General features: G+C 53.5%; 8 protein-coding genes and 1 tRNA gene. 4 read left to right on the top strand and 5 right to left on the bottom strand.

Annotated elements, in window-relative coordinates; genetic code table 11:
• Positions 1-289: 289 nt before the first annotated feature.
• Complete coding sequence (locus FHG12_RS15530) at positions 290-1,513, top strand: hypothetical protein (protein WP_139516595.1); 1,224 nt, start codon at positions 290-292, stop codon at positions 1,511-1,513.
• Between the two features lie 28 nt (positions 1,514-1,541).
• Here the strand turns inward: FHG12_RS15530 and FHG12_RS15525 are convergent, their stop codons facing one another.
• From FHG12_RS15525 to FHG12_RS15510, 4 genes are all read right to left on the bottom strand, one after another.
• Complete coding sequence (locus tag FHG12_RS15525; protein ID WP_139516594.1) at positions 1,542-2,468, bottom strand: hypothetical protein; 927 nt, start codon at positions 2,466-2,468, stop codon at positions 1,542-1,544.
• A gap of 3 nt (positions 2,469-2,471) precedes the next feature.
• Positions 2,472-3,131, bottom strand: a complete 660-nt coding sequence (locus FHG12_RS15520; RefSeq protein WP_139516593.1) for a hypothetical protein — start codon at positions 3,129-3,131, stop codon at positions 2,472-2,474.
• Positions 3,132-3,161: 30 nt separating this feature from the next.
• Positions 3,162-3,932 carry a hypothetical protein gene (locus FHG12_RS15515; RefSeq protein WP_139516592.1) on the bottom strand — a complete coding sequence of 257 codons (771 nt, stop codon included), beginning with the start codon at positions 3,930-3,932 and terminating at the stop codon, positions 3,162-3,164.
• Positions 3,933-4,370: 438 nt separating this feature from the next.
• Positions 4,371-4,443, bottom strand: a tRNA-Lys gene (locus FHG12_RS15510).
• 78 nt (positions 4,444-4,521) lie between these two features.
• Here FHG12_RS15510 and FHG12_RS15505 point away from each other — a divergent pair.
• The gene (locus FHG12_RS15505; protein ID WP_139516591.1) at positions 4,522-5,238 is read left to right on the top strand and encodes an SH3 domain-containing protein; all 717 of its coding nucleotides are present in this window, start codon (positions 4,522-4,524) and stop codon (positions 5,236-5,238) included.
• A gap of 140 nt (positions 5,239-5,378) precedes the next feature.
• On the opposite strand, the gene FHG12_RS15500 is transcribed toward FHG12_RS15505, so the two are convergent.
• Positions 5,379-6,191, bottom strand: coding sequence for an SDR family oxidoreductase (locus FHG12_RS15500; protein ID WP_174805798.1), 813 nt, complete (start codon positions 6,189-6,191; stop codon positions 5,379-5,381).
• A gap of 183 nt (positions 6,192-6,374) precedes the next feature.
• Between FHG12_RS15500 and FHG12_RS15495 the strand changes: the two genes are divergently transcribed.
• Complete coding sequence (locus FHG12_RS15495; RefSeq protein ID WP_139516590.1) at positions 6,375-8,618, top strand: GEVED domain-containing protein; 2,244 nt, start codon at positions 6,375-6,377, stop codon at positions 8,616-8,618.
• 56 nt (positions 8,619-8,674) lie between these two features.
• Positions 8,675-12,310: a T9SS type B sorting domain-containing protein gene (locus FHG12_RS15490; RefSeq protein ID WP_139516589.1), complete on the top strand. Its 3,636-nt coding sequence runs from the start codon at positions 8,675-8,677 to the stop codon at positions 12,308-12,310.
• Positions 12,311-12,462: the final 152 nt, after the last annotated feature.

Genomic DNA, 12,462 nt, shown 5'->3' with positions numbered 1-12,462 from the left:
ACGGCGCTTCGCTTTGGGCAACTACACCGTAAGAATAGCAGAAAACAAAAAAATAACAAAAGAAATTGTGAGGTTTTTAGACTCAGTAGCATAAAGCCTAGTACCGATTAGAGGACTAGGTATACTACCTTACAAAATATCGCCAACCGGACACAGTTTGGTTGTAGCTCATCAGAGCATGCGGATAAGACGGCGAAGGACCTCTTCCTGCTGGATTTCTGTGTTTTTAAAACCAGATTACGACTTTTGCAGGGCGCTTTTCGCGCTTTTCGTCTGTTGTCGTAAAAGAATGATTCAGCTTCTTATCTACTTACTGGTTACCATAGTAGTCCGCACAAATGGCCATCATGGCTTGGACTATGTTGCGCCGGCCCCGCAGGCACTGGTTTGGCAGGAGCCCCTCACGATTACGCGCGGGGGTACGTACCGTGGCAACTACCGCAGCCTGGACAGCAATGTGCCCGCGGTGCGCATCCGAACTACGCAACCGGTTACGCTCGACGGCGCCAACGTGTACGGGGCGGGTGACTTGATCGACGCTAAATTTAAGAACAACCACCTGACCATCGTCAATACCCATTTGTGGGCTGGCCCCCAGACGCTTAACAACAAGCGCCGCGGCAAAACCCTCGACGCCAACGGGACGCGCTACCTCAAATTTGAGCACAATTACATCGAGCACACCAGCGGTATCTACTTGGCAGACATGCAGGTAGATGACCCTTCCATTGCGAAACACCTCAGCATCAGGTACAACATCTGCCGCAACATCGACGGACGATACCGTAACGGCGGGCGCGAAACCGCGCAGTTTGTGCAGCTCAACAGCTGTGGCGACCTGAAGCAATCGGAGATCGCTTGGAACATGGCCGTCAACGAGCCTTTCGTATGCGACACGGAAGATTTTATTAACATATTCCAGTCCTGGGGCGCCTCCATGTCCGACGCGCTGCTCATTCACGACAACTTCTGCCTCGGCACCTATCCCAACCCACCGCTGGACCCAGTGCATAGCGGCGGCGGCATTATGCTGGGTGATGGCGGAAAAGGGCCAAACTCCAACCACAACATCAAGTGCTACAACAACCACCTGCTGGAAACCAGCCAGTACGGCATTGCCTTGGTGCGCGGCTACAACATCTGGTGGTACGACAATCGCATCGTGGCTACGGCCCTCACTCCCGATGGGCAGCGGGTCCCGGGTTTCAACGTCGGGATGTATTGCTACAACGACAATCGCTCGCTCAACGGAAATACTTACTTCTACAATATTCGGGTATTTCGCAATGGCGTTTGCTACAACACGTATAAGTATAACCACCAGCTACAGAGCAACTTATTTGACTTCAGCAGCTATGTAAAGTCGCAGATATACTTTCCGGAAACCGGGCCGGATGCCAATTATCGGCTGTACCCCGGGCTTGCCACGGCAGCCACCATCGCGGCCGAAAAAGAGGTGTGGCGACAAAAAGTACTGGCTAGCCCGTATACCTTAGGGCCTCTGAATGAATAGATTATGGATAAGTCTGATGCTGATCTCCTTACGCAAACACCGGCACATCGACCTGAGGCCCGCCTGTATTGACCGGGCCGGTGGGAATAATAGGATCTAGGCTTACGTCGAAGCCTCCGTTCAAAGGAGAGCCCTGGGTGATCGCGAGGGCTACCTGCAACGGAACGAAGGCGGCCGCATCCATATCAATTCTTCTCTCTAAAGCGGCAAGGCCACCTTCAGTATACAAAGACTTGATACAGAAGCATATAGACGCCGCCAATATTTCCGGCTCCAGCGGCACTACCGACCCTCTGAGCCCCGCCCAGTGGTAGGTATCAGCCCTGGCCAGCTCGATGGATTCGTAAGCCCGGTCAAGCAGAGGCCCTAGGACGTCTACTCCCCTTTCCTGTCGAAATCCAGCAATACCAACCTCACTTATTGCTTTGATATACAGAAAAATAGGAATATTTAATCGACCAGCTCCGGATGCTCTTAGCGCTGCTAACTCCTGCCCTCCTTCCCGAAGCCTATCGTACGCACCCGCGTATCTGGTGTCGACTTGCGAGAGGTAGGCCAGCCGCAACAGCTCGTAGAGATACTCGTCTGGAGAAATCCCCAGCAGATAATCCTCCGAAGCATCGTTAGACATGAAGCTATCGGGCTGTTCGGCCAACAGATCCGAATCCAGACCGCATATGGCTGCAACCTTCCAGAACGGGTGATTTAGCTCTCGGTACGCCCGCGCTGCCTGGCTAAAAAGACTTTTGGATGCTGCTGGCGTCAGTAAGGCATTTAAAATCGCGGCCAGCAACCAATTGCTAGCCAGCCAAGGCCCAATGGCAGCATTTTGTTTGTTGCTGTCCTCACTTTTATCAAATTCATCTTGTATAAAGCCTGCATAGCCCCCGTATGCATCCGCTACATTTCGCACATCCTCTGCCGGCAGCCCCAAAATGTCAGTATAGCGGCTCATACTTCACAACAATTCACGGATATTAATAAAATCATCGGGATGGGAATACGCCGGATTTGTAATTACAGCACTTATTGGCACCGGTTTTCTTCTGTTTTTTAATTCACGAAGTACCGCAGGGCCATCATATTCCTCTGCTTTCTCAATTTGTGCCGATGGAATCACAACTTTAGCCATAATTTCTCCTTCGTGGTGATACGGAAGATAATATTGATAAATATGTAGCTCTCGTACTTCTTCTGCAAATTGCTCAAGTGCAACAGCTGCCTTCCCTAGTGTAATAAGATAGGCATAAAACACAAACCCACTTGCAGTAAAATTATTAGTAGCAAAGCAAAGTGCCGTAATAAACGGGTCGAACAAAATATTTCGTCTGTGAAATGCGTCTCGCTGAATGGCACCCGCCGTGGTTGAAATAAAGGGTGATACGTCACCATACGATGTTCCCAAATGCGCAAGAGAATGCCCCGAAGGCAGCTTATGGTTGTAATGGTTCAGGTGATGAAATATATTACTATCAACTAAGTTGGACTTAATTTCTTCCTTAGTGATAGTAACAGCATTACGCCACCAGTTGCAGACTATACCATTTGCCTCCACAATGGCCTGCGCCTCGTAGCTGCTTATATTGGCAATGCCTTTAACTACTTTTTGAAAAAACATAATTTCTTACTTTAAGCACACATACTTTATTTATTGAATTTTCGAATCTAGATCTTTAAGTATTTTACCTAGTTCATAATATCTATCCGTACCAACCTGAAGCGAGGCTTGAAAAGATTTAAGCCTGTTTACCAGTGTGTTATCGATTGAGTGATCCAAGCGATTAGCAATTAGCTTTCCCAAAGCCTGAATGGCCCAGTACTGTCCGAAAGGCTTATCTTCGACTAGAATTAAACTATTGATTAAATTAGCTAACTGCGAAAATTCAGGGCGCGCAAATAAATATGCATACGCTGTGAGTCGAATTCCCCGATCTTCATTATTTAACGCATTAGGCACATCATAATCGTGTAGTTCAGGCGCCAAATTGGTCATTTGACGCACAATGGAAGTCATCGCTATGGTACGCTCATTGCCAGACGGCAGCCGCTCCCGCAGGTTGTTATATTCTTTGGCGAGTTCTAAAAGCTTACTTGTAGCAGAAGGCATATCCTGAGGTTGAGGCGACCTTGCTGCTTTAGGAACCGACGGTTCTGCAATTGCGAAATCTGATTTTCGGTCGGCACTTTGTGCAACCCCTTGTACTTGCTCTACTTTGTCCTTCAGCTCTTGGAACTCTAACTTCCCTACCCCTGGCACTTCAATGCTTTTTATGATTGGTGCCAACCAAGGAACTACACTCAGGATCAATAAGCCCAGCGTAATAGCATCAATTCTGATATCGGGGCGGACCAAATGCACAACGATTAGAAATAATGCTACGACAGATATAATTATTCGCAGGATATGTATCTGTGCCATGATTATTGCCTTTTAACCCAAGGATATAATACTGTATACAGAAATTATTATTTTAATAAGATCCATAAGTTAGCAACTTTTGCCCCTATCCACAGACACAAAAACTAAATTTTATATCAATAATATTAAATAAAAAAGCCAATAAAGTCAATCATGACTTTATTGGCCTGAGTAGCAGCCAATGGTGGTAGCTGCAATTAATGAGGTGGTTTTATCTTCAAATATTTATTATGAGGAGAGAACATGCCATAAGTAAAAATTCATTTAAGCCCTCTTTTGCGTTTGAACTAGCTGTTAGTTTACTACTCACACTATCAAACAGCTTTTGCTTGCAATCGGAAGAGCATGTAAGCGTCAAGAAACAGTTGCATTGGCCAAAGAGCGTGATTACCGTGATCAAACAAAAAAGTCCCTCAGTACAATACTGAGGGACTTTAGTGATTCCGCTGGGATTCGAACCCAGGACCCATACATTAAAAGTGTATTGCTCTACCAGCTGAGCTACAGAATCGTTTTCTTTGTGTTGTGGAACCGTGTTCCTTTATTGTGGGCACAAAAGTAGAGGGCTCACCCTTACACTCCAAACGTTTTGCTAAAAAAAGCACAGTTTTTTTTCCTCTTTTGGTTAATTTTTAGCCAACCGCTTCTGGCCCAAAAAGATAGCGCAGTACTTCCAAAGGCAGATTCTTTGTTTGGTGCGGGCAACTACGCGGCAGCTTACCCGCTTTATCAACAATTCTTGCGCCAGAACCGGCAGACTTCACCGCGTATCCTTTTGCGCATGGCCTATGTGCAGGAGGGCCTGGGTCATTATCCTGCAGCCTTGTATTATTTGGGCCTAGCTCATGCCCGCCAGCCGCAGCAAAGCACCTGGCGAAAAATGGTGGAACTGGCTCAGCTTTACCGCCTTACAGGCTATCCAAACACGTGGCGCCAAGCAGTTGCGATCGCCTTTCAGCGGTATTATTATCGACTTCTACAGGCCTTTCTGATTGGGGCAGTTGTGGTGGGGATGATGCTTTTTCTCCGCCGTCAGCGCCTTTCCGGCGGCTGGTGGGTGGCGTACAGCCTATATCTGGGGGTTATCGGCTTGTATCTGAACCTGCTGGAGCCGGAGGTTGCGGGAATAGTAGCTCGACCTCGCGCTGCAATCATGGCAGGCCCCAGCGCCGGAGCTTCTTGGCTCACCACAGCGGCCGCGGGCGACCGATTGGTGGTGCTGGGTCGGCAGGATGTGTGGTATCGCGTGCAATGGCAAGGCGGTGATGCTTATATCCGGCGGCACAATTTATTGCTATTGCATTGATAATCACAGTCTTATATAACTATCATTGATCCTCTCCCAGCTAAATCTGTTAAAGGCTTTTAGCTGATTCAAAACACAATCCCGTCGGAGATTCGCGTAATGACGAAACCCCGACGGGACCAAAATCTAATTACCTTTTATCACTGCTGGTTTACCGATAGGCCTTCTTCTTTGCGGAAGTGGTTGAGAACCAATTTATCCGAGAGGCCTGGAAACCATTTATTTAGCAATACCGTGACCTTACCAAGAGTAGTAAGCACTAAATCGCGTCGGCGCTGTTGCACAGCCTTAAGAATGTGCTGAGCCACTTCCTCGCTGCTCATCATTTTTCCTTCGTCGCGCGGCGACTCGCCCTGCGCAGAACCGTCGGCAGCCAAGGCCGTTTGGCGGATATTGGAAGCGGTGAATCCGGGGCAAGCCACCAGCACATGCACGCCCTGCGGCAATACTTCCGTACGCAAGGCTTCCAGAAACCCTTGCATGGCAAACTTGGAGGCCGAATAGCCAGTCCGGCCCGGTAATCCCCGATACCCGGCAATGCTGGAGATACCCACAATCGACCCTTTGCTGGCCAGCAAATGCGGCAAGGCGAACTTGGTCGTGTACACCGTGCCGAAAAAATTCGTCTGCATCAGCCGGCGAATGACGTCCAGATCAGCATCCTGAAACAGGGCGCGCATAGAGATACCAGCATTGTTGATCAGAACATCTAAGCGGCCAAAAGTTTTAATTGTTTCACTGACAGCACGTTCTGAGTCTGCCTCCACTCCTACGTCGGCGCGCACGGTATGATGGGCAATGCTCAGACGGGCAAGTTCCTGAGCCGTTTCGGCGAGGCGGGCTTCGTCGCGGCCCGTGACTACTATTTTGGCGCCAGCCTGCCCAAATGCTACGGCGCAAGCCCGGCCAATGCCGGAGGTGCCGCCGGTGATGAGAACTACTTTTTCTTTCATAAAAATCAGATAAACCCAAGCCAAGAGCATTGGCCAGACAAAACTAGGAGTTTTGGCGCGGCCAGAAGGCGATTTTCGTTGCGAACAGCCCTTAAAAACAGCTTCCTTGGGTACCGGGTGTTCCTCGAAGACGGTTATATTTAAGCACTGTATTCTCCTATTTTTTCAAAGGCACTGTTTCATATGACCAAACTGTTACGCTTACCGGATGGTGCCTTTCCTCTGCTGCTAGTTATTTGCGGAATCTTCTCGCTACTGCCGGCGCAGGCGCAGCAGAATTGCCCGGCCGCGGCGAGCGCCTGCACGCCCGGAGCGGCTCCTGCGGCCAATCTGCGGTTTGGAATGGGCATCACGCAAGTGCAGCTTGAGTCAATCCAGAATACGACAGCAGGCGCGCAGGACGGATACAAAGATTATTCCTGCACGGTGGGCACCACGCTCGTGCCGGGCAAGGATTATCCAATTACGATCACCACCAACGCGAGTGTGAATGAGAACGTGCGCGTGTGGCTGGACCTTAACAACGACGGGACCTTCAACGCTACCCAAGAACTGCTTTTCAGTTCAAAGGCCCAGGGGGTACACAAAGGCAGCATCCGCGTGCCTAATACGGCGGTAGTCGGGCAGCGCCTGCGGCTGCGCATCGCCGCCGATTATGCGCTTTCGCCAGTGCCTACGCCGTGTTCTACGCCCGAATATTCTCAAACGGAAGACTATAGCATTACGCTGGCTGCCAATACTAGTGCGCCAACAGCGGATTTTACCGTTGATCAGCCCGTATCCTGTACGGGCTGCGTACAGTTCACGGACCTGAGCCAGAACCTGCCCGCCACGTGGCAATGGAGTTTTGGCGATGGCACGAGCAGCACCGAGCAACATCCGCGGCATTGCTACGCCGCGCCGGGTACTTACACCGTCAGTCTGACTATTACCAACGCCGCCGGCACGAACACACTTACGCGCGCCGGCTACATTTTCTACGATACGGCTCAGCCGATTGCGGCCAGTTGCACGCCTACTACGGCGGAGCACGGCTTCGGGATTACGCGCTTCACATTTGGGCCTTTCATCAATAACACGCCTACCGGACAAGCTGGGTATGAGGACTATACCTGCAATGGCAAGATCCGGCTGACGGGCGGCTATCAATACCCCATCGCGGTTGCGACCGAAAGTGGCAGCCCACAGGACACACGGGTGTGGCTGGACGCCAACAACGACGGCGTCTTCGAGCCGGTGAAAGAACTGGTGTTTGAAGCCCTTAGCAAAGCCAACCCGAGCGGCACGATCACGCTTCCCTACGTGACTGCTGCCAGCCAGCCAATGCGCCTACGCGTGATCAGTGATTTTGCGGGGGCAGCCGCTGGCCCTTGCACCAATCCGCGGTTGGGGCAGGTAGAAGATTATACCTTGGTTATTTTGCCCGTGACGCAACTGCCTGTGGTTCAATTCGCTTCCAATCACATTCAGGGTACTTGCATCCGCGAGATCCGTTTTACGGATCAAACCACCAACTTCCCCAATAGCTGGCGCTGGGATTTTGGCGATGGCAAGACCAGCACCGAAAAATCGCCGCTGCACACCTACGCCGCGCCCGGTTTGTATTCGGTATCACTGACGGCCACCAACAACGTGGGCACCGTTACCCTGAGCCAGCCCGACTACGTGTATATCACGCCTGAATGCCTCCAGTATTGCACCTCAACGGGAACCAGCACGTTTGCGTGGATCAGCAAAGTGAGCGTCAATAACTCCGCCGGCGCTACGGTCTTCACGAGTGCTTCAACCTCCGAACCAACTGGTTACGGCAATTACCTGACGCGCTTCATCCGGGTGCAGCCCCAGGAGACCTACGCCATGAGCGTGGCGTTCGGCACTACTACCGCAGTTACCCAACACACCACGGCTGTGTGGCTGGACGGCAATCGCAACGGCATTTTCGAGTCGACGGAACTCCTGTACGCGGCTTACGAGGCCGGACTAGAACACAAGCTGACCTTCAAAATACCCACCCAACTGCCCGCCGGGGCCGCTACGCGCCTGCGCGTGCAGGTCAATACCAGTGCCTTGCCCCCAAATCCGTGTAGCATCAGCACGTCCAACCTGGAAACGGAAGATTATACGCTGGTGGTCGGGCAGCAAGCATTGGCTACGGCTCCCGCGCAGGCACTCGCGGCCCTGACGGTGTATCCGAACCCTACCTCGGATGGCACTTTGCACCTGCGCCTCGCTGATGGAAACCGGTCAGGAACCTACGCTGCCACGGTCGAAAACCTGCTCGGCAAGCGCCTAGCGGCGTCTGTGGTGCACCTGACGCCGGATGCCGAAGCTACTATGCACCTACCAGAGTTGCCACACGGCCTATATTTACTCCGGCTGCGTGACGCCAACGGCAACACAACTGTGCGTCGTTTTGCGCGGGAATAGCTTTGCTATTTCACAAACACTTGTTAATCAGGCATTTACACGCATCCTCCCTACATATGCAGCCACATTTACTGCGCATTTTTTTCATTTTGGTGACGATACTTGGCTTAGGAGCGCGACCGGCGGCGGCTACGCACCTGCTCGGCGGCGAAATGGGCTATCAATACCTCGACGATAAAGGACCGGTGGGCCAACCGTTTCGGTACCGCATCACGGTGTTTGTGTACTTCAATGCCGATGTCACTTCCAATTTTCCCAACGGCCGCGACGTCATCCCGATCGGGCTGTACAGCAAATCGCCAAACGGCACGCGCATTGGTGTGTACAGTTTTCCGCGGGTAAGCAACGCACTGATCAAGCCGGCCACCTCGGGCGACTGCGCGGCGGGCAGCACCAATAGCCCCGTGCCGGTGCGGCTGTGCAAGTACGAACTCATTGTGAATCTGCCGGTTTCGGCGGCGGGCTACTACGCCTTTTACACCGAATCGGCGCGCAACAACGACATCCGCAACCTTTCCAACCCCGGCGGCACCGGCCTGACGCTCTACACCGACATTTCGCCGCCACTAATCCCGAACAGCACGCCAACTTTCTCGGATACGGCCGTGGCCGTCATCTGCCAAGGCGATACGAGCATCATCATCAATAACGCCTACGACGCCGACGGCGATCGGCTGGTGTATTCTTTCGGCACGCCCTACGGGGGCAACCTCGGCAACACGCCGCCCAGTTTTTTCAACCCACCTCCCACATCGGTAGTGTATGCGAGCACATACAATGTGGCGCAGCCTTTCGGGCCGGGCCGGGGCAGCTATGCTTTTCTCGATCCTCAAACGGGCCTGAGTCGCTATGCCGCGCCATTTCTGGGCAAATACGTGGTGGCGGTTGATGTGAAAGAATACCGCGTTATCAACGGGCAGGAGGTGCTGGTCGGGACGACCAGGCGCGATATTCAATTAATTGCCCAAACCTGCCAACCCAATCAGGCCCCGCAGTTTACGGCCTCTACCACCGCCATTAAAGAATTTACCATCGAAGAAGGACAGTCGCTCAGCTTCGATCTGGCCGCTCGCGACCCGGAGCTTAAAACCCTGTCGCTGCGAGTCAACAGCGTGCTGCTCGACGGGCCGGGCGGCTTTGATGCCACCTTCGCCAACGACGTGGGAACCGTCAGCAACGGCAGCGGCTCTGCCCTGATCTCCGGCACGGGCAACGTTTCCGGCACCTTTCGCTTCAACTCGCGGTGCGGCAACGCCCGCGCCACCCCTTACGACGTCGTCGTGACGGCTGCTGACCAGGCGTGTGGCAGCAAAAGTGTGGCTCAAATCATCCGAATTACGGTTAAGCGGGCTAGCCCGCCCACGGCCATCACCGGCGACGCTCTTGTCTGCGATCAGTCGAAACCCAGCACCTACACCGTAACGGGCACCAACGCGAGCAGCTATTTGTGGCGCGTCCGGGGCGGTGCCATCCAAGGGCCGGCCACTGGCAGCAGCGTATCGGTTTTGTGGAATACGGCCGGCACCGGCACTTTGTCCGCGCGCGGCATAACGGCCTTTGGCTGCACCACCGACTCGGTAGCCCGCACGGTAGAAGTACGGCCCGTCAGCACCCTAAGCGTGAGCGCCGACGTGGCCATTTGCGTCGGCACCTCGGCTACGCTCACCGCCAGCGGCGGCCAGAACTATACCTGGACCGGCGGCGGCCAGACGTTTACCGGCGCTTCTATCACTGTAACCCCCAATACTACAACCATTTACACCGTCACTTCAACTGATGGCCTTTGCAGCAACTCGCGCCAGGTAACCGTGACGGTGCGCCCCCAAACCGCGGCCGATGTGATTACGGGAAGTCGTTCGGTGTGCCCCACCGTGCAAGGTGTTACGTATTCGGTAGTAAATCCGCAGAACACTGATTATCAATGGACTGTGCAGGGCGGCAATATTGTAAGCGGCCAAGGCACGACCAGCATTACCGTGGCCTGGGGTGCTACCAACGCCAATGCCAGCGTGCAGGTCGTGGGCCGCAATGCATTTGGGTGCCTGACTGCTCCCTTTGTGTTGCCGGTACGGATCAATGAGCTGCTGGCCACGCCCAAGCCTAACGGGCCGCTGCGCGTATGTCAGACCGATGGGCCGTTTACCTACCAAACGCAGCTCACCAACGGCTCTAGCTACGCCTGGCAAGTGATTGGCGGCACCCAAGTCGCTACCAATCAAGCTTCTATCCAAGTCAACTGGACGCGGCCCGGCATTGGCAAACTGGTCGTGACCGAAACCAGCAACCCCAACGGCAGTGACATTCGTTGCCTCGGCCAGTCGGACACGCTTTACGTGACGGTGCTGCCTTCGCCGGCCGCCAACTTAGCCATAACGGGCCCCGACCGAGTATGCGCCAACAGCGGCCCAGTTAGCTTTACGCTGCCTGGCTTAGCGACGTCCACGTATCAGTTTACCTTACAAAACGCTGCCCAGCAGAACGTTGCCTTCACGGCGGCGGGCAATACGGCAAGCGTTGCGACCTTCGCGACACCGGGCGTGTACACCCTTACGGCGCGCGAAACAAGCGCTTCGGCCTGCGCTGGGCCAGTGTATACCAAAACCTTTACCGTCGATCCGCTGCCCGTGGTCACCATCACGGGGCCGGCCAACGTGTGCCCGGAAGGCCTTAACGGCCTGCGCTATTCGGTACCCGGCGCGACGGGTGCTGCTTTCCAGTGGACGGTCACGGATGGCACTATCGTTTCGGGGCAGGGCACGAGCGCCATCACCGTCAACTTTCTGGCCAGCAACATTACCAAAACGGTAACGGTGGTGCCCACTTCGTCCTTTGGGTGTACCGGCGCTTTGGCCTCCTTTTCTGTGAAACCCGACAACGCCGCGATTACGCTAAATGTCGCAACGGTCGATCCGCAGAATGACCACCAAGTGTTGCTTTCCGTGCCCAACCTGGGCGACAACGGTAGCCGTACCCGCGTGCTGCGTCGGGATGCGGGCTCTACGGGTGCATTTGCCGTGGTACCGACCATCCTTACGGGCACGCGATTCGCTGATGCCTCTGCCGACGCGGATGCCAAAGCCTACACCTATCGGGTCGAGCTCACAAATGCCTGCGGCACGGTCATAGCCAGTCAGGAACACACAATCATCCATACCGAAGCCGTAGCCACTGAAGGCAAAGGCGGCCGTAGCGAAGGCGAAGTCAGCATACAATGGTCTGATTACAAAGGCTTTGCAGTGAAGCAATACCAAGTCTTCCGCCACATCGATAACGCCAAGGATGAATTGGTAGCGACCATACCGGCGGGCCAGCCGTTGCAGTATAAGTTGAGCACTGGCAGCCAAGGCTTTAACCAATGCTTCCGCGTAACAGCCGTCAGCGACGACGCTTCGGCCTTGCTGACGTATTCCAACGACGCCTGCGTGACGTTTGAAAACAAAATCGCCCTCTACAACATCATCACGCCCAACGGCGACGGCAAAAACGACGTCTTTTTTATCGACAACGTGCAGCTTTACGCCGGCAACCAATTGGCCATTTTCAACCGTTGGGGCAAGGAAGTGTACAGCACCACCAACTACCGCAACACCTGGGGCGGCGAGGGGCTGGGCGCCGGCATGTATTACTACTTGTTCAAGCTGCCGAGCGGCACTTCGTACAAAGGCTGGTTTGAGATCGTAAAAGATAATTAATTGATTATAAGCGTCTTACAAAGAGGCCATTTGCTTTCGCAAATGGCCTCTTTGTTGTCAAACCAAAGCGTTTCTCATAGAGAAAGAAGATCGGTTGGCATTTGGTCAAACCTCGGATTGGGGGCTGAGCGTGCGGCAAATGGTTCTTACCT

It is taken from the genome of Hymenobacter jejuensis, assembly GCF_006337165.1.
Lineage (GTDB): Bacteria > Bacteroidota > Bacteroidia > Cytophagales > Hymenobacteraceae > Hymenobacter > Hymenobacter jejuensis.
The sequence above is the reverse complement of the archived record's forward strand: the minus strand, read 5'-3'. Positions and strand labels throughout refer to the sequence as shown.

What these genes read in the sequence shown, in the direction of transcription:
- FHG12_RS15520 (WP_139516593.1), bottom strand. Translation starts at nt 3,131, where the DNA reads ATGTTTTTTCAAAAAGTAGTTAAAGGCATTGCCAATATAAGCAGCTAC.
- FHG12_RS15525 (WP_139516594.1), bottom strand. Translation starts at nt 2,468, where the DNA reads ATGAGCCGCTATACTGACATTTTGGGGCTGCCGGCAGAGGATGTGCGA.
- FHG12_RS15490 (WP_139516589.1), top strand. Translation starts at nt 8,675, where the DNA reads ATGCAGCCACATTTACTGCGCATTTTTTTCATTTTGGTGACGATACTT.
- FHG12_RS15515 (WP_139516592.1), bottom strand. Translation starts at nt 3,932, where the DNA reads ATGGCACAGATACATATCCTGCGAATAATTATATCTGTCGTAGCATTA.
- FHG12_RS15530 (WP_139516595.1), top strand. Translation starts at nt 290, where the DNA reads ATGATTCAGCTTCTTATCTACTTACTGGTTACCATAGTAGTCCGCACA.
- FHG12_RS15500 (WP_174805798.1), bottom strand. Translation starts at nt 6,191, where the DNA reads ATGAAAGAAAAAGTAGTTCTCATCACCGGCGGCACCTCCGGCATTGGC.
- FHG12_RS15495 (WP_139516590.1), top strand. Translation starts at nt 6,375, where the DNA reads ATGACCAAACTGTTACGCTTACCGGATGGTGCCTTTCCTCTGCTGCTA.